At 62.6% G+C, this 21,438-nt stretch carries 15 protein-coding genes; 5 read left to right on the top strand and 10 right to left on the bottom strand.

Annotated features, from left to right (window positions below):
• Window positions 1-44 precede the first annotated feature (44 nt).
• From hpnE to GM655_RS17180, 3 genes are all read left to right on the top strand, one after another.
• Window positions 45-1,382 carry a hydroxysqualene dehydroxylase HpnE gene (gene hpnE / locus GM655_RS17190; RefSeq protein ID WP_371866884.1) on the top strand — a complete coding sequence of 446 codons (1,338 nt, stop codon included), beginning with the start codon at window positions 45-47 and terminating at the stop codon, window positions 1,380-1,382.
• A gap of 145 nt (window positions 1,383-1,527) precedes the next feature.
• Window positions 1,528-2,364, top strand: coding sequence for a DUF1700 domain-containing protein (locus GM655_RS17185; protein WP_155435921.1), 837 nt, complete (start codon window positions 1,528-1,530; stop codon window positions 2,362-2,364).
• A 10-nt stretch (window positions 2,365-2,374) separates the two neighbouring features.
• On the top strand, window positions 2,375-3,181 hold the full coding sequence (locus GM655_RS17180; protein ID WP_155435920.1) for a head GIN domain-containing protein: 807 nt from the start codon (window positions 2,375-2,377) through the stop codon (window positions 3,179-3,181).
• Window positions 3,182-3,186: 5 nt separating this feature from the next.
• Here the strand turns inward: GM655_RS17180 and GM655_RS17175 are convergent, their stop codons facing one another.
• From GM655_RS17175 to thrC, 4 genes are read right to left on the bottom strand one after another with little or no spacing between them, the layout of a single operon-like run.
• Entirely contained in the window at window positions 3,187-4,449 is a 1,263-nt protein-coding gene (locus tag GM655_RS17175) for a TIGR03862 family flavoprotein (RefSeq protein ID WP_155435919.1), read from the bottom strand.
• The gene (gene moaD / locus GM655_RS17170; RefSeq protein WP_155435918.1) at window positions 4,450-4,704 is read right to left on the bottom strand and encodes a molybdopterin converting factor subunit 1; all 255 of its coding nucleotides are present in this window, start codon (window positions 4,702-4,704) and stop codon (window positions 4,450-4,452) included.
• On the bottom strand, window positions 4,704-5,924 hold the full coding sequence (locus GM655_RS17165; protein ID WP_155435917.1) for a molybdopterin molybdotransferase MoeA: 1,221 nt from the start codon (window positions 5,922-5,924) through the stop codon (window positions 4,704-4,706). The genes moaD and GM655_RS17165 overlap by 1 nt, the downstream gene beginning before the upstream one ends.
• A gap of 13 nt (window positions 5,925-5,937) precedes the next feature.
• The gene (thrC, locus tag GM655_RS17160) at window positions 5,938-7,416 is read right to left on the bottom strand and encodes a threonine synthase (RefSeq protein WP_155435916.1); all 1,479 of its coding nucleotides are present in this window, start codon (window positions 7,414-7,416) and stop codon (window positions 5,938-5,940) included.
• Window positions 7,417-7,715: 299 nt separating this feature from the next.
• On the opposite strand from thrC, the gene GM655_RS17155 reads away from it, so the two are divergent.
• On the top strand, window positions 7,716-10,766 hold the full coding sequence (locus tag GM655_RS17155; protein WP_371866868.1) for a bifunctional diguanylate cyclase/phosphodiesterase: 3,051 nt from the start codon (window positions 7,716-7,718) through the stop codon (window positions 10,764-10,766).
• 54 nt (window positions 10,767-10,820) lie between these two features.
• Here the strand turns inward: GM655_RS17155 and GM655_RS17150 are convergent, their stop codons facing one another.
• The 3 genes from GM655_RS17150 to kbl all read right to left on the bottom strand — a co-directional run bounded on the left by GM655_RS17150 (window position 10,821) and on the right by kbl (window position 14,513).
• The gene (locus GM655_RS17150; RefSeq protein WP_155435914.1) at window positions 10,821-12,218 is read right to left on the bottom strand and encodes an L-serine ammonia-lyase; all 1,398 of its coding nucleotides are present in this window, start codon (window positions 12,216-12,218) and stop codon (window positions 10,821-10,823) included.
• 91 nt (window positions 12,219-12,309) lie between these two features.
• Window positions 12,310-13,281, bottom strand: a complete 972-nt coding sequence (locus GM655_RS17145; protein ID WP_155435913.1) for an NAD-dependent epimerase/dehydratase family protein — start codon at window positions 13,279-13,281, stop codon at window positions 12,310-12,312.
• A gap of 26 nt (window positions 13,282-13,307) precedes the next feature.
• The gene (gene kbl, locus GM655_RS17140; RefSeq protein WP_155435912.1) at window positions 13,308-14,513 is read right to left on the bottom strand and encodes a glycine C-acetyltransferase; all 1,206 of its coding nucleotides are present in this window, start codon (window positions 14,511-14,513) and stop codon (window positions 13,308-13,310) included.
• 159 nt (window positions 14,514-14,672) lie between these two features.
• Here kbl and GM655_RS17135 point away from each other — a divergent pair, with 159 nt between their 5' ends.
• Window positions 14,673-15,248 (top strand): helix-turn-helix domain-containing protein, encoded by a 576-nt coding sequence (locus tag GM655_RS17135; protein ID WP_155435911.1) that lies wholly within the window; start codon window positions 14,673-14,675, stop codon window positions 15,246-15,248.
• 59 nt (window positions 15,249-15,307) lie between these two features.
• Here GM655_RS17135 and GM655_RS17130 read toward each other — a convergent pair whose 3' ends face one another.
• The 3 genes from GM655_RS17130 to GM655_RS17120 form a co-directional block, all read right to left on the bottom strand.
• The gene (locus GM655_RS17130; protein ID WP_155435910.1) at window positions 15,308-16,510 is read right to left on the bottom strand and encodes an ammonium transporter; all 1,203 of its coding nucleotides are present in this window, start codon (window positions 16,508-16,510) and stop codon (window positions 15,308-15,310) included.
• A 171-nt stretch (window positions 16,511-16,681) separates the two neighbouring features.
• Window positions 16,682-19,168, bottom strand: a complete 2,487-nt coding sequence (locus GM655_RS17125) for a zinc-dependent metalloprotease (protein WP_155435909.1) — start codon at window positions 19,166-19,168, stop codon at window positions 16,682-16,684.
• Window positions 19,165-21,327 carry a prolyl oligopeptidase family serine peptidase gene (locus tag GM655_RS17120; protein WP_155435908.1) on the bottom strand — a complete coding sequence of 721 codons (2,163 nt, stop codon included), beginning with the start codon at window positions 21,325-21,327 and terminating at the stop codon, window positions 19,165-19,167. The genes GM655_RS17125 and GM655_RS17120 overlap by 4 nt, the downstream gene beginning before the upstream one ends.
• Window positions 21,328-21,438 lie beyond the last annotated feature (111 nt).

The following is a 21,438-nucleotide window of genomic DNA, read 5'->3' as shown; positions in this document are numbered from 1 at the left end:
AACGCGGCAGCGGCGCAGCGGGCAGCAAGCCGGGTGCGCCTGCCGTGGCCGTCATCGGCGGCGGCTGGGCCGGCTGTGCTGCCGCCGTGGAAGTGGCCAGCGCCGGCTACAAAGTCACGTTGCTGGAAGCTGCGCGCACGCTGGGCGGGCGGGCCCGCCGCATCGAAACGGACCGGCGCCAGCTCGACAATGGCCAGCACATCCTGCTCGGTGCATATGGCGCCACGCTGAGCCTGTTGCGCCGCCTGGGCGTGGACGCCCGTCAGGCCCTGCTCCGCCTGCCCCTGCAGATGCGCTACCCGCCTGCTAGTGGCGGCATGGATTTCATCGCGCCGCGCCTGCCCGCGCCGCTGCATCTGGCCATCGCGCTGCTGCGCGCCCAGGGTCTGAGCCGCGCCGACAAACTGAGTCTGGCACGCTTTTCCAGTACGGCGCGCTGGGCTGGCTGGCAACTCGATCAGGATTGCAGCGTCAGCGAACTGCTGCAGCGCTGGGACCAGACCGAACAACTGATCCGGCTCATGTGGCGCCCGCTCTGTCTGGCAGCGCTGAACACGCCGCCCGAACGCGCGTCCGCACAAATCTTCCTGAATGTGCTGCGCGACAGTCTGGGCGCGGGACGCAGTGCGTCCGACATGCTGCTGCCGCGCTACGACCTGTCGCGTTTGCTGCCGGAAGCGGCAGCCAGCTATATCGCCGAGCGCGGCGGCTCGGTCCGCACGGGCGCCAGCGTCAAGGCCATACGCAACATCGAAGGCCGGCTGTGGCAGCTCGATATCAGCGGTGCCGCCGTGGGTGGCAACTGGAGCACTTATTTTTCCCATGTGGTGCTGGCCACGGGCGCCAGCCAGGCCGCCGGCCTGCTGCACGCCATCCCAGATTGCGACACCAGCGCCATCTGCCAGCAGCTCACGGCACTGGAGCCGGAAGCCATTACCACCTGCTATCTGCAATACGACGCGGATGTGCGCCTGCAGCAGCCGTTCTACGCCCTGCTCGACGATGCCAGCCAGCAGCACTGGGGCCAGTTCGTGTTCGACCGTGGCCAGCTCGACACCGAGCAGCAAGGCTTGCTGGCCGTGGTGATCAGCGCCGCCGCCAACGCTGCCGCCCTGCCGCAGGAAACGCTGGCGCGGGCCATCGCGGCGCAACTGGCCAGCAGCCTGCAGATGCCGCAATTGCAACAACCGGGCTGGTTCAAGGTCATCACGGAAAAACGCGCCACATTCGCCAGCAGCCCCGGCCTGCAGCGCCCGCCCAACGCTTCCGGCCTGCCCGGTCTGCTGCTGGCGGGCGACTACACGGCCGGCCCGTATCCGGCCACGCTCGAAGGTGCCGTACGCAGCGGGCTGGCGGCCGCACGGGCCATCACGCTGGGCTAGGTGGCTACCGTCTGGGTAGCGAATTCTGTCGTCTATTCCTGTATTTCTGCATTTCATCACATGGACATGGAAACTGGACGGGCATCTCGATAAAGTAGCACCATAGGCCATATTGCAAACGATTGCTACGCACCACGAAGACGCTATGAACAAGCAGGCATACCTCGAACAACTCAGACTCGCGCTGCAGGGCCTGCCACCCCATACGGTGGCGGCCACGCTGGCCGACTATGAACAACGGTTTATCGACGGGCTGGTGGCCGGCCGCAGCGAGAGCGAAATCTATCAGGAACTGGAGCCGCCACGCCAGGTCGCCATGGCCCTGCGCACGGCCGCCCATCTGGACGCCCAGCTCAATACTGCGCCAAACGGCCAGCCGGCCGCCGACGCCGCCCCCAGGAAGCGCCCCTTCCATGCACTGCGCATGCTGGGCTCGCTTATCGGACTGGCCCTGTTCAACCTGTTCATGGTGATCCCGGCCGCCGTCTACGCCTGCCTGCTGGCCACGGTCTATATTTCGGCCTTTGCTTTCTACATAGGTGGCATTGCCCTGGTTTCCAGTGGCCTGTCGGGCCAGAACGAACTGGCACTCGAAGGCCCGCTGCGCCATGTGATGGCCTACACCAGCAGCCACTTCGATTCCGACCAAGAACAACAGGCCGGCGAAGGCTGGCGCATGTCCATCGATAGCATGGGCGTGCAACTGCATCAGGATACGGAATCGCCGCGCAGCCAGAGCGCGGACGACAATCTGAGCCGGGGTGGCCGTCTGCTCAACCGGGCCGAGGCCGTCGCTGCGGGTGACCTGCACATCACCACTGATTTCGATAGCGGCGCGCGCACCACCCAGAGCCTGATCGGCTTCGGCCTGATCCTGGGCGGCATAGGCTTCTGCCTGCTCGGCGTGGTGCTGAGCCGCTACACCCTGATCGGCCTGAAACGCTATGCCGCCGCCAACCTCTCGCTACTGCGCGGCCAATAGGAAACCTGTCATGCGCTCACTGCTTAAAATTGCGACCAGCCTGCTGTTACTGGCGTTTGTGCTGATCGGCATCAGCTACACCATGCTCAAGGCTTATGGCACGACCAGCCCCGCCAGTTCAGCCGGACGCGCGCTGGCCGGCGAGACCCGGCCTATCGACGGCATGGCCCATACGGTCGAAATCAACGGCCCGATCGACCTGATCCTCACCCAGGGCCAGCCGGCCAGCCTGAAAGTACGGGGCGAGCAGCGTTCGCTGGCGAATATCGAAACCATACAGGATGGCAGCGACCTGCACATCGGCACCAAGGGCATGCTGCTCAACCCGCGCCACCGCTTGCGTGTGGAGCTGGTGCTGCCCGATCTGCAGGAACTGGTGGTCAACAGCAGCGGCGAAACCCGCGTGCAGGGCTTTAGCGGCGACAAGCTCGAGCTACAGCTGCACGGTTCGGGCAATCTGGACTTCAGCGGACGCTACCGCACGCTCACGGGCGGCATCCATGGCAGCGGCCATCTGAATCTGAACACGGGCAATAGCGATCATGTTGCACTGGAAATGATAGGTTCCGGCACGTTGACGGCAGCCGGTAGCTGCAAGGATCTGAATGCCGAAGTGACAGGGTCGGGCGACCTCGATGCGCGCCATCTGAGTGCCGACAAAGTGGTGCTGAACCAGCGCGGCTCGGGTGGCAGCGTGGTGTTTGCCCGCCGCAGCGCCGACCTGACGCTGCGCGGTAGCGGCGATGTACAAGTTCTGGGCCGGCCCGACCAGCGCACGGTGGACCGCAACGGTTCCGGCGACGTACGCTGGGAATAGCCAGGCTAGCCCGGCTGGCGCGCCGCCAGCCATTGCAGCACATCGCGTGCTGCAGTCTGCCCGCCGGCCAGACAGGCGGTCAGCAGATAGCCGCCCGTGGGCGCTTCCCAATCCACCATTTCACCGGCCACGAATACGCCGGGCAAGGCCGCCAGCATGCAGCCTTGCAGTGCCTGCCAGCGCACGCCGCCGGCGCTGCTGATGGCTTCATCAATAGGCCGCGGCCGTTGCAAGCGTAGCGGCAAGTGCTTGATGGCCTGCGCCAACATCGCCGTATCGCCGAACGCTTCTTTGCTCAGGCATTCGCGCAGCAAACCTGCTTTGACCCCCTTGATACCGAGCCGGCTTTGCAGATGACTGGACATGGAGCGCGCGCCGCGCGGCCGCTGCACTTCATCCAGCACGCGCCCGGCGCTCAAATCGGGCAGCAGATCGAGATAGATGGTGGCATGGCCATCCGTATTAATCTGTTCGCGCAGCGCCGCGGACAGTGCGTAGATCAGACTGCCCTCTACGCCACCGGCCGTAACCACAAACTGGCCTTGACGGTAAGCCATGGCACCGTCAGCCGTACGGGCGGCTATCGCCACCGTGGTCAAGGGCTCACCCGCATAGCGCTCGCTGAAGTGGCTGCTCCAGTCCACATCGAAGCCGCAATTGGCCGGCTGTAGCGCTGCCACAGCCACGCCGCGCTGGGCCAGCAGTGGCAGCCAGCTACCATCCGAACCTAGCCGCGCCCAACTGCCGCCGCCCAGTGCCAGCACCACGGCATCGGCCTGCACCAGCACTTCGCCCTCGGGGCCTTGCAGCAGCAGAGCACCATCGCGCCAGCCCAGCCAGCGGTGGCGCATGTGGAACTGCACACCCGCTACACGCAGACGGTGCAGCCAGGCGCGCAGCAGCGGCGCTGCTTTCATATCAGTGGGGAATACCCGGCCAGAAGTACCGACAAAGGTCTGCAGACCTAAGCCGTGCACCCAGTCGCGCACGGCCTGCGGGCCAAAAGCATCGAGCATGGGACGCAGCGGCGCCGCGCTGGCGCCATAACGCGTGACAAACTGGGCATACGGTTCGGCGTGGGTAATATTCATGCCACCGCGTCCGGCCAGCAGAAATTTACGGCCTACCGAAGGCATGGCATCGTACAGATCGACCTGCACGCCGGCCAGCGCCAGCTGCTGAGCAGCCATCAGGCCGGCAGGCCCGCCGCCGACCACGGCCACCCGCTTGCCTGCCGAGCTAGCCGCGTGGGCTGCCTGCTGCACCATTCAACCGCCCGTCACGGGCGGGAAGAACGCCACTTCTGCGCCATCGTTGAGGGCCGTCGCGGCATCGCACATAACCTGATTGCAGGCCATACGCAGGGCCGGATTGCCCAGCGCCTGCTGCCACACGTCGCCGCGCGCAGCCAGATGGTCGCGCAGCGCGCCCACGGTGGCCACGCCGGCCGGCAGTTGCAACACTTCGGACGAAGCACCCAGCGCTTCACGCACGCTGGCAAAGAATTTTACGGTGACGGACATCAGTACATTAACTCGCTAAACGGTATAAATCGCACGCTATCACCGCGTGCTATGGCCTGGCCGGGCGGATTGTCGACCACCCCATCGCCCCAGACAGTCGACGTCAGCACGCCGGAACTCTGGTTGGAAAAGCGTTCCAGCCCGCCTTCGGCATTCAGGCGCACGCGCAGGAACTCGTTGCGGCGGTCGGCCTTGGGCCAGTCGAAATCGGCGCGCATGGTGTAGGCGCGCGGTGCCAACCCGTGCTGCACACCCTGCAGGCGCAAGATGAAGGGCCGCACAAACATCAAAAAAGTAATAAAGCTTGAGACGGGATTGCCCGGCAGGCCCACGAAGAAGGCCTGTCCGACTTCGCCGAAAGCCAGCGGCTTGCCCGGCTTGACAGCAATCTGCCACATATTCAGCCGCCCTTCCGCTTCCACGGCCGGCTTGATATGGTCTTCCTCGCCCACCGACACGCCACCCGAAGTGATGATCAGATCATGCGCCTGGGCCGATTCGCGCAGCACGGCGCGGGTTGCAGCCAGCGTATCGGGCACAATGCCGAAATCGCTGATTTCGCAGCCCAGATTTTCCAACAAGGCGCGGATGGTAAAACGGTTGGAATTGTAGATGGCACCGGGCGCCAACGGTTCGCCCGGCATGGTCAGCTCGTCACCGGTAAAGAACACGGCCACACGCAGCTTGCGCCGCACGGCTAGCTGCGCCAGCCCGACGGATGCGGCCAACCCCAGTTCCTGACTGCGCAAGCGGGTACCAGCCGGCAGGATCACGGCACCATCGCGGATATCTTCGCCGGCACGGCGTATCCACTCGCCCGCCTTGGGCGTGTGCTTGACGGTGACTACGCCATCCTTGAACTCGCACTGCTCCTGCATCACCACGGCATCGGCACCGGCCGGTATCATCGCGCCGGTAAAGATCCGCGCAGCCGTCCCTGCTGCCAGTTCCGTGCCCACATGGCCGGCCGGGATGCGCTGGGAGACGGGCAAACTGGCGCTGCCGCTGGCGCAATCGGCCGCCCGCACGGCATAGCCATCCATCTGGGTATTGTCCATGGCCGGCACATTCATGCCGGACACCTGCGCTTCGGCCAGCACGCGGCCGTTGGCGGCCAGCGTGGACACGCTTTCCACCCCGTCCACCACGCGGGCGGCCGAGGCCATCAACTGCAAGGCTTGGCTGACGGATAACATGGCTGGGGGCTGGTAGCTGCTCATGCGGGTATCCCGATTACAGGCCGGTGTTGGCCGCGATATAGTCTTTGAGCTTCTGCACATCGACCGGCATCACCACGAATTTCTGCGGCAGTTGTTCGATGTCCTCGAAGCCGGCCGGACGCTCGGCATCCTGACCCAGCGCTTCCAGTATGGTTTCGTTGAACTTCGCAGCTAGCGCCGTTTCCAGCACGATCATGGTCACGCCCGGTGCTATGTGTTCGCGCGCCACCTTGATGCCGTCTGCCGTATGGGTGTCGATCACGATGCCGTAGTCGTCGGCCACATCGCGGATCGTGTCGAGACGGTCGGCATGAGTGGATTTGCCCGATTTGAAGCCATATTTGGCCACCAGCTTGAACTCGTCGCCATCGCTGCCCGGCTTGCCGGACAGGTCGAAGCCGCCATGCGTTTCCACTTTCTGGAACAGCGCGCGGGTACGGTCGCCATCGCGGCCCACCAGATCGTAGATGAAGCGCTCGAAGTTGGAGGCCTTGGAGATATCCATCGACGGGCTGCTGGTGTGATAGGTCTCGGCCGATTTGCGCACACGGTAGACGCCGGTGCGGAAGAATTCGTCGAGCACATCGTTTTCATTGGTGGCCGCCACCAGCTTGTCGATCGGCAGGCCCATCATGCGGGCGATGTGGCCCGCGCAGATATTGCCGAAGTTACCCGACGGGACGGTGAACGAGACTTTCTGATCGTTCGAGGTGGTGGCCGACAGATAGCCGCGGAAGTAGTACACCACCTGCGCCACCACGCGGGCCCAGTTGATGGAATTGACGGTGCCGATCTTGTAGCGGCGCTTGAATTCCAGATCGTTGGACACGGCCTTGACCATGTCCTGTGCATCATCGAACACGCCTTCGAGGGCGATGTTGTAGATATTCGGGTCCTGCAGGCTGAACATCTGGGCCGTCTGGAACGCGCTCATCTTTTTGTGCGGCGACAGCATGAATACGCGCACGCCCTTCTTGCCGCGCATGGCGTATTCGGCCGCGCTACCCGTATCGCCCGACGTGGCGCCGAAAATATTGAGCTGCTCGTCCTGCTTGGCCAGCGCGTATTCGAACAGATTGCCCAGCAACTGCATGGCCATGTCCTTGAAGGCCAGCGTCGGGCCGTTGGACAGCGCTTGCAGCACCAGCTTGCTGCCGTCCGCACGTTCTTCCAGCACGCGCAGCGGCGTGATCTGGCTGGCTTTCTCGCCAGCGCGGGTGTTTTTGTAGACTTCCTTGGTATAGGTCTTGGCCGTCAGAGCGCGCAGATCCGCTTCCGGTATATCGGTGGCAAACTTCTTGAGTATCTGGAAAGCCAGATCCGCATACGACAGCTCGCGCCATGCGTTGAGCTCGTCGCCCGTTACCTGCGGATAGGCAGTCGGCAGGAACAGGCCGCCATCAGCGGCCAGGCCGCCCAGCAGAATATCGGAGAATTGTTGGGTAGAGGAAGCAGCGGCCGACGCGGCGGCGCGGGTAGACACGTATTGCATAGGTAGGAAAGTCCGGTTGAGCTTACGGCAAATTGGCAGAACGGTACACAGCGAGCGGTTATTATAGTGCGCCCGGGGCCTAGCCGTGAAATTGACGTTGTATTATCTGCAGCGCAACTCCGCAGAATGCTGGCAATTTGTTACTTGCAGCCCCTATACTAAGGGTTGCGCACTCCTGTTCAGCTTGCTTTCGACCCCCAATGCCCGTGTCAGACAACCGCCAGCCGCCGCAATTTACCAGCTTCCTCAACTATTGCGTTGGTCTCATTATAGTTGCCGCACTGACATTTGTAGCCTATGTGTGGACAGAAAAGCGCATCGACCGAGCCAATGAGCGGCGCTTCCAGTCGCAATCACTGGTAGAAGAACTGCGCCACTCGTCCGATGACCTGACGCGCATGGCACGCAGCTACATCATCACGGGCGAGCCGCATTTCCGTACCCACTATCAGGAAATTCTCGATATTCGTGATGGCCGTCTGGCGCGCCCGCAGCGCTATGAAGACGTGTACTGGGATCTGGTGCTCGATGGCGAGCACCGGCCGCGCCCGTCGGACGCGGCCGTGCCGCTGCTGGACTTAATGCGAGCGGCCGGTTTCACCGATCAGGAAATGGAACTGCTGGCCCAGTCCAAGCGCGAATCGGACCGTCTTTCCACCATAGAGCGCAATGCCATCGGCATACGCGACCGTAGCGATGTCAGCCCCGAGGCGCTGCAGCAGGCCATGCTGATGCTGCACAACCAGTACTACCACCATGCCAAGGCACGCATCATGTCGCCCATAGGCCAGGTCAGCTACAGCGTCGAGCAGCGCACCCGCATGGAAGTCAAGCTGGCCGCCAACGATGCGCTGCTGGCCCGCATCGTATTCGGCCTGAGCGCCGTCGGCCTGTTGATCATGCTGTGGCGTACCAAGCGCAGTCTGGACACGGCACTCGGCTGCAAGGTCGACCAGCTGCAGCTCAGCATCAGCAGGCTGGGCAAGGGCGAACTCGATGCGCCGCTACTGGTGCCGCCCGCTTCGCGCGATACCGTCTGGGGCTGGCTGGGCGAAATGCAACGCAACCTGTCCCGGCTGGAACAGGAACGGCGCGCTGCACAGGAGCGCACGCACCGCCTGAGCCGGCTGTACATGGCCCTGAGCCAGTGTAACCAGGCCATCGTGCGCTGCCGTTCGGAACACGAATTGTTCCAGCATATCTGCGACGCCATCGTCTCCCATGGCGGTATGTCGATGGCCTGGATAGGTGCCGTCGACAATGCCCTGCATACGCTGGCACCACTGGCCTGGGCCGGCGCCGGCACCAAATATGTGGAACAGGCCAAACTGTCGCTGAGCGCCGATTTGCCGGAAGGCTGCGGGCCCGCCGGGCTATCCTACCGTAGCGGCGAACCCTACTGGTGTCAGGACTTCATGCATGCCGAAGAAACCGCCATCTGGCATAGCCGCGCTGCCGAATTCGGCTGGGCCGCTTCCACCGCCATTCCGCTGCGCCGTCAGGGCAAGGTGGTGGCCATCCTCTCGGCCTATTCGGAAACCCGCAACGCGTTTGATGAAGATGCCCAGAACTTGCTGATGGAAATGCGGCTCGATATCGAATTTGCACTGAAGAATTTCGATCACCAGCAGGCCCGCAAGCACACGGAAGAAAACCTGCGCAAGAGCGAGCAGCGGCTGCGCACCATCATCGAAACCGAGCCCGAGTGCGTGATGCTGATCGATGCCGCTGGCCAGTTCCAGGATATCAACGCAGCCGGCCTGCGCATGCTGGAGGCGGCCAGCCTGGAACAGCTGCAGCAAAGCACGCCTGAGCAGCTGATCCTGCCTGAGTACCGTGCCGCCTTCGCCACGCTGCTGCAGCGCGTGATGGCCGGCGAAAGCGGCCACCTGGAATTCCGCATACAGGGTTTGCAAGGCGTGCAGCGCTGGCTGGAAACCCATGCCGCACCGATGGACAACGCGCAGGGACAGGAACGCATGTTGCTGGGGATTACGCGCGATGTGACGGAGCGCCGGCTAGCCAACGAGCGCATCCAGTATCTGGCCCACTTCGACGCCATGACGGGACTGCCTAACCGCACCCAGCTGCAGGAACATGCGCACATGGCACTGGCTCTGGCGCGCCGTCAGCACAGCACGCTGGCGCTGCTGATGCTCGACCTCGACCACTTCAAGGATATCAACGATTCGCTGGGCCACAGCGTGGGCGACCAGCTATTGTGCGAGCTGGGCCAGCGCCTGCGTTCGGCCATGCGCGAACAGGATATGGTGGCCAGACTGGGCGGCGACGAATTCATCTTCGTGCTGCAAGGCTTGAACGAGGATGAAGTGGCCAGCGTGGCACAAAAGCTGCTGGACCTGAGCATCCAGCCTTTCCGCATCGGCAACCACGATCTGAAAGTAACGGCTTCGCTGGGTGTGGCCACCTACCCGGCCGACGGCGACGATATCGAAACCCTGCTGCAACGCGCCGATGCGGCCATGTATCAGGTCAAACGCACAGGCCGTCAGGGCATACGCTTCTTCACCAGCGCCATGCAGCAGCGCGCCGCGCGCCATCTGCAACTGGTGAATGCGCTCCGCTACGCGATCGAACGCAAGCAGCTACACGTGGTGTACCAGCCACAGGTAGCACTACGCGAACGCGCGATTATCGGCGCCGAAGCCCTGCTGCGCTGGGAGTCGCCTGAGCTGGGCAACGTCTCGCCGGCCGAGTTCATTCCGGCCGCCGAGGAAAGCGGGCTGATACAGAGCATAGGGGCTTGGGTGCTGCGCGAAGCCGTGCGTCAGGCTGTTAGCTGGCGCGCCGAAGGCCTGCCGCCCATCACCATGGCCGTCAATCTGTCAGCCGTGCAGTTCCGCAATACCGACCTGCCCAAGTTGATTACCCGCATACTGCAGGAAGAAGGCTTGCCGGCCGAATATCTGGAGCTGGAGCTGACGGAAGCCGTGGCAGCCAACGATCCACAAGGCGCCATCGCCATGATGAATAATCTGCACGAGCGCGGCGTGCGCATGTCGATCGACGATTTCGGTACGGGCTATTCTTCGCTGAGCCACCTGAAGAAATTCATGGCCTACAAGCTCAAGATCGACCAAAGCTTTGTGCGCGACATCACGACCGATGCCGAAGACCGCGCCATCGTCAATGCCATCATCCAGATGGCACGCAGCCTGGGCATGCGCACCATCGCCGAAGGGGTGGAAACCATAGAGCAGCTCAGCTATCTGCACGAGCATCATTGCGATGAAATCCAGGGCTATTACTTCAGCCGTCCGGTCGCTGCCACGGCCTTCCGCCAACTGCTGCTCGATGGCGCAGCCCGCGCCTTCAAGCATCCAGTCTGAACCCGACACAGTGCGGGCCGGCAGGCTGTCCGGCCACGCGCGCTTGCGTCTGCCCTAGCAGGCAGCGTGGTTAACGGTGATGACGTGGATGGCCAGCCCGCCCAGCGAAGTTTCCTTGTACTTGGCCTGCATGTCGGCGCCAGTTTGGCGCATGGTTTCAATCACCTCATCCAGACTGACGAAGTGGGTACCATCGCCCTTCAACGCCAGCGAAGCGGCCGTGATGGCTTTGACGGCGCCCATGCCGTTACGCTCGATGCAGGGGATCTGCACCAGCCCGCCGATCGGGTCGCACGTCATGCCCAGATGGTGTTCGATGCCGATTTCGGCCGCATTCTCGATCTGCTGGTTGGTGCCGCCCAGCGCCGCCACCAGACCGGCCGCCGCCATGGCACAAGCCACGCCGACCTCCCCCTGGCAGCCGATTTCCGCGCCCGAAATCGAGGCATTGCGTTTGCACAGCATGCCGATGGCCGCAGCCGTGAGCAGGAAGTTGCGCACGCCCGTTACGGGATCAGCCGGTTTGCAGTCTTCCGCGTAATAGCGCAGCACGGCCGGGATGATGCCGGCCGCCCCATTGGTCGGTGCCGTGACGACACGGCCACCGGCCGCATTTTCCTCGTTGACGGCCATCGCATACAGGCTGACCTGATGCAGCGCATCGTGCGGTAGATCATTTACGGCTTTGGCAGCAGCGCTCTTATCGTTGGCTTGCTGCCACAGTTTGGCGGCGCGACGCTTGACGTTCAAGCCACCGGGCAGTTGCCCCGGCGTGCTCAGGCCGTGGGCGATGCAATCGCGCATCACCTGCCAGATACGGTCCATACCGGCATCGAGTTCGGCATCGCTGTAGCGCACATTTTCATTGGCACGCAACATTTGCGGAATGCTCAGGCCCGTGCGTTCACCATGGGCCAGCAACTGGGCCATGGTGTCGAACGGGTAAGGCCGGGCTGGCGTGGCGCCGCCATCGGCCGGCGCCGCGGTCTGCTCGCCTTCGGCGCGGATAAAACCGCCGCCTACCGAGTAATACACTTTGCTGGCGCTACTGCCGTCCTGCCGCGTCAAGGTAAACCGCATGCCGTTCGGGTGTTCGGCCAGCGATTCAGTCATGTGGAACAGCAAATGGTCGGCACGGCGGAACGGCACGACATGGCTGCCCAGCAGCTTGAGCTGGCCGCTGGCTTCAGCCTGCGCCAGTTGCTGGTCCACGCCGGCAGGATCGACATCCTGCGGGGTTTCTCCCATCAGGCCAAGCAGCACTGCCTTGTCGGTAGCGTGGCCTACGCCCGTCAGTGCCAGCGAACCATACAGTTCGGCCGTAACGGCCGTAACGTCATCCAGCGGAGCGTTGTCGAGCAAAAAGCGGCGTGCTGCCACCATAGGCCCCACCGTGTGGGAGCTTGACGGCCCTATGCCGATCTTAAACAGATCAAATACGCTCATATCCATCGTGTGTGTCTCTCTCTAATTCTGTATTTTTTTAATTACTAAGTGTGCAATAAAAAAGGCTGCGCATGATACACAGCCTTGGTGCTTCAGATCAAGCAGCCTTGCCCAGACTGACATCGACATTGGCCAGCATATCGGCCACCATCTCGTCTATGCCTATGCGGGCTTGCCAGCCCCAGTCAGCCGTGGCGGCCGCGTCGTCCAGACTCTGCGGCCAGGTATCGGCGATGGCCTGACGGCTGTCCGGCTTGTAGGCGATCTTGAAGTCCGGCAGCTTGCGGCTGATGGCCGCGGCCAACTGTTCCGGGTTGAACGATACACCAGCCACGTTGTAGGCCGAGCGCACCTTGACCAGTTCAGCCGGCGCATCCATCAGTTCAAGGGTGGCGCGGATCGCGTCCGGCATATAGATCATCGGCAGCGTGGTCTGCGGGCCAAGGAAGGATTCATAGCGCTCACCGCGCAAAGCCGAGTGGAAGATGGCAATCGCGTAATCGGTAGTGCCGCCGCCCGGAGGCGACTTGTAGCTGATGATGCCCGGGTAGCGGATGCTGCGCACGTCCACGCCATACTTGATGAAGTAGTACTCGCACAGACGCTCGCCAGCCAGCTTGCTGATGCCGTAAATCGTGGTCGGGTCCATCACCGTGGTCTGCGGCGTATCCTGCGCCGGCGTGCTCGGGCCGAAAGCAGCAATCGAGGATGGCCAGAAGATGCGCAGCGGCTTGCCGACAGCATTGCGTTCGCGCGCCACTTCCAGAATATTGAGCAGACCGTCCATGTTCAGAGTCCAGGCCTTGAGCGGCGCTGCTTCGCCGGTGGCCGACAGCATGGCCGCCAGTTGGTAGACCTGGGTAATTTCCTCCGTTGCCACCAGCGCTGCCAGACCGGCTTTATCGAGCACATTAAGGGTGGTGTAGCGCGCCGCGTTGTACAGATTGTTCGGGCTGATGTCGGCGGCGATCACGTTCTGCGCGCCGTGCTGGGCGGCCAGTGCCTCGACCAGTTCACTGCCGATCTGGCCATTGGCGCCGATAACGAGGATGCGTTCCTGAGTAGTCATATTCTTATTCCTGACGATTTTCATTTTTAGTTCTTCAGCAGGCCCAGTTCGCGGCCAGCCTGTTCGAATGCTTTCAGTACGGTCACCAGCTGCTCGCGGCTATGGGCGGCCGACAGCTGCACGCGCACACGCGCCTGGCCCATAGGCACGACCGGGTAGAAGAAGCCGCGCAGCAGCACGCCCAGTTCATACATGCGGGCGGCGAATTTCTGTGCCACCTGCGCGTCGAACAGCATAACCGGGACCACAGGGTGGGTGCCGGGCTTGATGGTGAAGCCGATACGTTCGATTTCGCTACGGAAGAAGGCCGTGTTTTCATGCAGGCGGTCGCGCAGCTCGGTGGAAGCGGACAGCTTTTCCAGCACCGTCAGCGAGGCGCCGGCGATGGCCGGTGCCAGCGTGTTCGAGAACAGGTAAGGACGCGACTTCTGGCGCAGCATCTCGATCACTTCCTTGCGCGCTGAAGTAAAGCCGCCCATGGCGCCTCCCAGTGCTTTGCCCAGCGTGCCCGTGATGATGTCGATACGGCCCATCACGTTGTGGTGCTCGTGGGTGCCGCGGCCGGTAGCGCCCATGAAGCCGGAGGCATGGCATTCATCGATCATCACCAGCGCGCCGTATTGGTCGGCCAGATCGCAGATCTTGTCGAGCTGGGCGATGGTGCCGTCCATCGAGAACACGCCGTCCGTAACGATGACTTTATGGCGCTTGCCGGCCGCTGCCTGCAGTTGTACTTCCAGATCGGCCATATCGTTGTGGGCGTAGCGGAAGCGCGCTGCCTTGCACAGACGGATGCCGTCGATGATGGAAGCGTGATTGAGCGCATCGGAGATGATGGCATCGTTCTCGTCGAACAGCGGCTCAAACACGCCGCCGTTGGCGTCGAACGCAGCCGCGTACAGAATGGTGTCTTCGGTGCCGAGGAACTTGGAAATCGCCTGTTCCAGCTGCTTGTGCACGGTCTGGGTGCCGCAAATGAAACGTACCGACGACAGGCCGTAGCCGTATTTTTCCGTCGCCGCGATGGACGCCTGCGCCACCCACTCCTGACCGGACAGGCCCAGATAGTTGTTGGCGCACATATTGATCAGCATTCGGCCATCCTCGCCCATCACTTCGGCACCCTGACGCGAAGCCAGCACGCGCTCCGGTTTGTACAGACCCTGCGTACGCAGTTGGTCGAGGTTGTCCTGAAGGCCGGTGAAGAAAGCGGATTTTGCCTGAATGCTCATATAGGTTCCTGTCTGTGGTACGATTTCACTACGTTATGAGAAATTCGTTATTTCGAACACGAATTCGATATATCGAATATTACAGAGTCCCATTGAACTCCGCAAGCCGCACGAGGGTGCCGATTCAATTGAAATTTAGACCAAACGCCGAATAAAACAATGCAAACTCCTGTTTCGACCAATGCACCGCCCGAAGTTGGCGCGGCCCTGCAACGTTTACGACTGGCCCGCGGCCTGACGCTGGAAGACCTGTCGCGCATCGCCGGCGTCTCCAAATCCATGCTGTCGCAGATAGAGCGGGAAAAGGCCAATCCCACCATCGCCATTACGTGGCGGCTGGCCAATGCCTTGGGCGTGCAGATCGGCGAACTGCTGGCCACGGCGGAAAAGGCGCCTGAAACCATCCGCATACTGGAAGCGCACGAAACCCCTACCCTGCCCGGCCAGCATGCAGGCTATGTGCTGCGCATACTGGGTCCGATGGAACTGGCGGGCAAATATGAATGGTATGAACTGACGCTGGCACCCGGTGGCGAACTGGCCTCGCAAGGCCATGATCCGGGTGCGCAGGAGCACGTGACCTTGCTGCACGGCACGGCCGAAGTGGAAGTGGGCGGCGATAAACGCAAGCTGAAAGTGGGCGCCACGGCGCGCTATCCCGGTGACTTGCAGCACATCATCCGCAATCTCGGCAAGACCGAGGCCAAGGCCCTGCTGGTGGTAATCCACCGCTAGAAATGCAAAAAGGCTCCGTACGGAGCCTTTTTAATCTTTATTTCAGGAAACAACCCGCTTTACCAGCTCGATTCCCGTTCCGGCGTAGAGCTGATGCGGTGGATGGCCAGATCGGCGCCCTGGAATTCATCTTCGGGATCCAGACGCAAGCCCATCACGGCCTTGATGCCGCCATAGACAATGGCGCCACCGGCCAGCGCGATCAGCACGCCCATCGCGGTCCCGGCTAACTGGGCCGCAAACGTCACACCGCCCACACCGCCCAGTGATTTCAGCCCGAAGATGCCGGCCGCAATCCCGCCCCAGGCGCCGCACAGGCCGTGCAGCGGCCATACGCCCAGCACATCGTCGATCTTCCACTTGTTCTGGGCCAGCGTGAACATCGATACGAACAGCGCACCGGCCACGCAACCCGTGATCAGCGCACCGAGCGGGTGCATCAGGTCGGAACCGGCACATACGGCGACCAGACCAGCCAGCGGACCGTTATAGGCAAAGCCGGGGTCATTCTTGCCCATCACCAGTGCCACCAGCGTACCGCCCACCATGGCCATCAGCGAATTGACGGCAACCAGACCATTCATCTTGTCCAGCGCCTGCGCGCTCATCACGTTAAAGCCGAACCAGCCCACCGTCAGGATCCACGCACCCAGCGCGAGGAAAGGAATCGACGAAGGCGGGTGGGCAGCGATGGCGCCATTTTTCATGTAGCGGCCACGACGCGCGCCCAGCAGCAGCACGGCTGGCAGCGCAATCCAGCCACCGACAGCGTGCACCACCACGGAACCGGCGAAGTCATGGAATTCCGCGCCCAGCGCCGACACCAGCCATTCCTGTACGCCGAAACGGTGATTCCAGACTATGCCCTCGAAGAAAGGATAGACCAGGCCCACCAGTAGCGCCGTGGCCAGCGTCTGCGGATGGAAGCGGGCACGCTCGGCGATACCGCCCGAAATAATCGCCGGGATCGCCGCTGCAAAGGTCAGCAGGAAGAAGAATTTGACGAGTTCATAGCCATTCTTTTCGGCCAGCACGTCTGCCGAGGCGAAGAAATTGATGCCATAAGCAATGCTGTAGCCGACAAAGAAATACGCGATGGTGGACACGGCAAAGTCCACCAAGATCTTGACCAGCGCATTGACCTGGTTCTTCTTGCGCACCGTGCCCAGCTCCAGAAACGCGAAGCCGGCGTGCATGGCCAGTATCATGATGGCACCGAGCAGGATAAACAGTGCATCGGCGCCGCTTTTGAAATCACCCATCAGATCACTCCCCAAAATAATGCAAAAATATTTGTATGTATTTTGTTGGAGCAATAATCGTACCAATTTGGTGCGAACGCTTAAGTGTTTGATTTCATGCTGTTTTGTTTTTGTGCATCGGTGCGCACTAAATGTGTGCGCACCGATTTAAGGCATCATTTTGGTGCAAAATCAGATGGGCGCACCGGGCGGAATCACCGGCAAGGTGCGTAGTTTCACGCTGCGGGGGTCGCGCAGATAGGCCAGAATCAGCTCGGCAGCCTGCTTGCGGCTGGCGGCCGTACTGCCCTGCCCCGGGTGCTGCTGCAGCCAGCCGGCCAACTGGCGCAAGCCCACCTGCAGCTGGGCTGCCACCTGCGCATGCAGCTTGCCGCCATCCAGCACATTGAGCAGGCTATCGAGCACTACCCAGTTAGCCGCGAGCTGTACGGCTTCACCACCGGCCAGACTGGCCGGCACACTGGTGCGCTGCCAGCTCTTGCGCAGCACTTGTTCCAGCAGCGTATCCACGCCGGGCTGGCGCGCATCGCGGGCCTGCTGCCAGGCCAGCCGGTTCAGACGTTCCGCATCGAACAGGAAGCCAGCCGTCTGGGCTGCGCCAGCTTCGGCCATGGACAGCGCATCGAACACGGACGCCATGCGGCTGGCAAAATACTCGCGCCCCCGTTCGTAGCCCGTTGCGGGCGGCGTCAGCGCGTCCAGCACGCTGGCCGGCAGGGCCAGATATTCGGCCGTGAAGGTGTCGCTCAGACGTGCCAGTGCTTCTTTCTGCATGGGGGCCGGCGTAGGCCGGGTGCCGGCCGGCGCAATGCCGGCGCGTATATCGCCGGCACTGGTACTCGCAAAACTGGCGCCGCCCAGCAGCCGCGCCAGTGCTTCACCCTGATAGCGCTGCAGCAGATAGACGGGCACCAGCCGCGCTTCCAGTTCGCCCGCCTGCCTTGCAGCGGGCAGCACGTCGTAGGAGAAGCTGGCCAGTGCGCGCTGGCGCACGGCGCCCAGCTGGTCCCAGGTACGCAGGCTGTCGGGGCCAAAATCCCACAGCAGGCCGTCCGGATGGCTGGCGCCGGGACTGCGCGCATCTTGGTCGCTCACATACTGCAAGCCCGCCTGATGGGCCGCCGCACGCAGGCCGGCCAGCGCCTGCTGCTCCTGCTCACCGTGACCGAAATCGCCATAGATATAGCGCACGATATAGTCATCCCAGGGGCCCACCCCTACGCCATACGCCTGTTCCAGTGTGGGCTTGCCGCTGGCGTCCAGCCCGAGCAGCGGATGGGGATAGTCCATCACCGAGCCGTTGCCGAGACGACTAGCGGCGAAATTGTGGGCAAAGCCCAGTGTATGGCCGACCTCGTGCGCAGCCAGTTGGCGCAAGCGGGCCAGTGCCATCTGCGAGGCCAGTTGCGCCGCAGCGGCGGGCGCATGCTGGCCATACGGCGCCAGCAGGCTTTCCGCGATCAGGATGTCCTGCCGCACGCGCTGCGAACCCAGCGTTACGGCACCGCGGATGATCTGCCCCGTGCGCGGGTCTGCCAGCGCATTGCCGTAAGACCAGCCACGGGTGGCGCGGTGTACCCAGTGGATCATGTTGTAGCGGATGTCCATCGCATCCACGCCTTCGGGCAGCACTTCGACCCGGAACGCATCCTTGTAGCCAGCCTTCTCGAAGGCGCTGGCCCACCACGATGCCCCCTGCACCAGCGCCGAACGCACCGGCTCCGGCGCGCCGCGATCGACGTAGTAGACGATGGGCCGCTTCACCGTACTGACGGCGGCGGCCGGATCGGTTTTCTCCAGACGGTGACGCACCTGCCAGTGCACGTCGATGCTGCTGGCCAGCGGCGTGGCAAAATCGACATAGCTGACATCGAAGCCGCCCGAGAACGGATGATAGGCACGCGGCCGCCAGGCGCTATCGAGTGCCGGCAGGCGCACCATGCTGATGCGCTGGCGTAGCGCCACGCTGGCCGGATCGGCGGCGACCTGGCGCACGAATTCGCCGCTGGCCGGTCCGGCGAAAGTCAGCAGGGCTTCCAGTTCCAGATTGTCGGGAAAGGCCTTGGCCGTTGCGGCCAGCACGGCGCTGCGCCCCGCGTCGACCTGATAGCTGCCTTGTTTGGTGGCGGCCAGCCGCGCGCCCACGCCATGCCGGTCGGCCAGCAGGAAGCTGGAAAAGTCGACCAGATGCAGCTCGCCTTCCGTGGCCAGGATGTCGCCGGCCCACAGTACGGCAGCGGCAAACGATTCGCGTACCGCGGCCCGCTCGTCGGCATCGGTCGAATTGGCCACATAGCCCGTGTTATCGCGCAGCAGGAACAAACGGTTGCCATGGCGTTCGAAATGCACCATTTGCACTTCGCCGCCCTGGCCCCGGTCCAGCCCCACATCGTTGGAGCCCAGCGCATACGGCAGAGAGCTGACCAGCAGGAACGGCTGCTCGAGCGCACTCACGCCCAGCAGCACGCGGCCTTTGGCCGTATCGCGCCACAGTTCGAACAGGCCGCTCTGGTGCGCCATGCCCCTGGTTTGCTGCGCCAGTGCAGTCCCCTGCTCGGCTGCGGCTGGCGTAGTGCTTGCACTTACGCTAGCCGCCGCACCGGCCAGCAGCGCCAGCAAGGTCCAGCGCCGACACCCGCGCACTGGCGCGCGGCTCATGGTTGCCCCACCACGGGCTTGCCGGCCGCGTCCATCTTCAGCGCGCGGCTAAGGAAGCCCCAGCGATCAGTGACTTCATCGATCTGCTTGCTGGTCGGCTTGCCGGCACCGTGGCCGGCCTTGCTGTCAATGCGGATCAGTATCGGTGCAGCGCCGCCCTGCGCTGCCTGGGCCGCTGCGGCGAATTTGAAGCTGTGCGCCGGTACCACGCGGTCATCGTGATCGGCCGTGGTGATCATGGTGGCCGGATAGCAGCCGCCCTGCTTCAGGTTGTGCAGCGGCGAGTATTTCAGCAGGGCCTTGAATTCGTCCGGATTGTCCGACGAGCCGTAGTCCGAAGTCCAGGCCCAGCCAATCGTGAATTTATGGAAGCGCAGCATATCCAGCACACCCACCTGCGGGATCGCCGCCGCAAACAGTTCCGGACGCTGGGTCATGGTGGCGCCCACCAGCAAGCCCCCATTGCTGCCGCCGCCTATGGCCAGCTTGGCCGGCGTAGTGATCTTGTGCTCAATCAGCCACTCTGCGGCGCCGATAAAATCATCGAACACATTCTGCTTCTGCAGCTTGGTGCCGGCTGCATGCCAGGCTTCGCCGTACTCGCCGCCGCCACGCAGATTCGGCACCACATACACGCCGCCCATTTCCAGCCAGGCCAGATTGGCCACCGAGAAGGCTGGCGTCAGCGAGATATTGAAGCCACCGTAGCCATACAGATAGGTGGGGTTGCTGCCATCATGCTTGAGGCCTTTCTTGGCCACGATGAACATCGGTACCCGGGTGCCATCGCGGCTGGTGTAGAACTCCTGGCGTACTTCGAAAGCTGAGGGATCGAAGTCCACCCGCGGCTGGCGGTACACGCTGCTCTTGTTGGTCTTCAGGTCGTGACGGTAGATGGTGGTAGGCGTGGTGAAGCTGGTGTAGGAATAAAAGGTTTCGCTATCGCCCCGTTTGCCGCCGAAGCCGCCCGCCGAACCGATGCCGGGCAGTTCGATGTCGTGCAGCGGTTTGCCTTTCAGGTCGAACACCTTGACCAGGCTGTGGGCATCGCTCAGATAGTCGATCACCAGCTGGTTGTTGACCAACGATGCGGACACCATGGTATTGGCCGATTCGGGCACCAACTGCTTCCAGTTGGCCACGGCGGGCTTGCGGATGTCGATCGCGACTATGCGCCCGCGCGGCGCATCGCGCTCGGTGCGGAACAGGAACACCGGACCGTCATTGCCAATGAAGCTATACGCTGCGTCGAATTCTTCCAGCAGCGCCACCACCGGCGCGCCCTTGCGCGTCAGATCCTTGTAGAACACCCGGTTCTTGTTCTCGGTGCCTTGCGAACCATGGATGATCAGGTAGTGTCCATCTTCGCTGACTTCCGCGCTGAAACCCCAGTCCTTGTGGTCAGGCCGTTCGTACACGAGCGTATCGGCACTTTGCGGCGTGCCGATCTTGTGGAAGTACAGCTTCTGGAAGTAGTTCACGGCAGCCAGCTTGGTGGCTTCGGTAGGCTCGTCATAGCGGCTGTAGAAAAAGCCGGAAGCGTCATGCAGCCAGGCGGTCTGGGAGAACTTCACCCATTTGATATGGTCGTTCGTGTCCTTGCCGCTGTCGATATCGCGCACATGGATCTCGTTCCAGTCGGAGCCGGAAGCGGCCGTGCTATAGGCCAGATATTTGCCGTTCGGGCTCACCGCCAGACCGGCCAGCGCTACCGTGCCATCAGCGGCCAGCGTATTCGGATCAAGCAGCAGGCGCGGCACATCGGCCAGCGACTTCATGGTGTACAGCACGGACTGGTTCTGCAGGCCGTCATTGCGGCTGTAGAAATAACGTCCGCCTTCCTTGAACGGTACGCTGAAACGCTCGTAGTTCCACAGCGTGGTCAGGCGCTGGCGGATCGCGGCGCGCGCATCGATCTGCCCCAGATAGCTCTGGGTCAGCTGGTTCTGCTGCTGTACCCAGGCGTGGGTCTCTTCGCTGTTGGCATCTTCCAGCCAGCGATAGGGATCGGCCACCGTGGTACCGTGATACACATCCTGCTGGGCCACTGTGCGCGTCACCGGATAACTGAGCGCGCCAGCAGCGGGCGGGCAAGTCTGGGCGTAGGCGGCAAAATGAGTGATGATCAGGCTGGCCAGCAGGGTGAGTCGTCGTTGCATACGGGGTCCATGGTCGGAAGTTCAGGAACTCCGATCATAGCCTGAAGCGTAACAAATATGAAACGATAGCACTCTGGCCAGAACGATTTTTATTCGGCGGCAAGCTTCAGC

Source organism: Pseudoduganella danionis, assembly GCF_009720775.1.
Lineage (GTDB): Bacteria > Pseudomonadota > Gammaproteobacteria > Burkholderiales > Burkholderiaceae_D > Rugamonas > Rugamonas danionis.
The sequence above is the reverse complement of the archived record's forward strand: the minus strand, read 5'-3'. Positions and strand labels throughout refer to the sequence as shown.

Coding starts and splice junctions, on each gene's coding strand:
- GM655_RS17185 (WP_155435921.1), top strand. CDS start 1,528: ATGAACAAGCAGGCATACCTCGAACAACTCAGACTCGCGCTGCAGGGC.
- GM655_RS17180 (WP_155435920.1), top strand. CDS start 2,375: ATGCGCTCACTGCTTAAAATTGCGACCAGCCTGCTGTTACTGGCGTTT.
- GM655_RS17175 (WP_155435919.1), bottom strand. CDS start 4,449: ATGGTGCAGCAGGCAGCCCACGCGGCTAGCTCGGCAGGCAAGCGGGTG.
- moaD (WP_155435918.1), bottom strand. CDS start 4,704: ATGTCCGTCACCGTAAAATTCTTTGCCAGCGTGCGTGAAGCGCTGGGT.
- GM655_RS17165 (WP_155435917.1), bottom strand. CDS start 5,924: ATGAGCAGCTACCAGCCCCCAGCCATGTTATCCGTCAGCCAAGCCTTG.
- thrC (WP_155435916.1), bottom strand. CDS start 7,416: ATGCAATACGTGTCTACCCGCGCCGCCGCGTCGGCCGCTGCTTCCTCT.
- GM655_RS17150 (WP_155435914.1), bottom strand. CDS start 12,218: ATGGATATGAGCGTATTTGATCTGTTTAAGATCGGCATAGGGCCGTCA.
- GM655_RS17145 (WP_155435913.1), bottom strand. CDS start 13,281: ATGACTACTCAGGAACGCATCCTCGTTATCGGCGCCAATGGCCAGATC.
- kbl (WP_155435912.1), bottom strand. CDS start 14,513: ATGAGCATTCAGGCAAAATCCGCTTTCTTCACCGGCCTTCAGGACAAC.
- GM655_RS17135 (WP_155435911.1), top strand. CDS start 14,673: ATGCAAACTCCTGTTTCGACCAATGCACCGCCCGAAGTTGGCGCGGCC.
- GM655_RS17130 (WP_155435910.1), bottom strand. CDS start 16,510: ATGGGTGATTTCAAAAGCGGCGCCGATGCACTGTTTATCCTGCTCGGT.
- GM655_RS17125 (WP_155435909.1), bottom strand. CDS start 19,168: ATGAGCCGCGCGCCAGTGCGCGGGTGTCGGCGCTGGACCTTGCTGGCG.
- GM655_RS17120 (WP_155435908.1), bottom strand. CDS start 21,327: ATGCAACGACGACTCACCCTGCTGGCCAGCCTGATCATCACTCATTTT.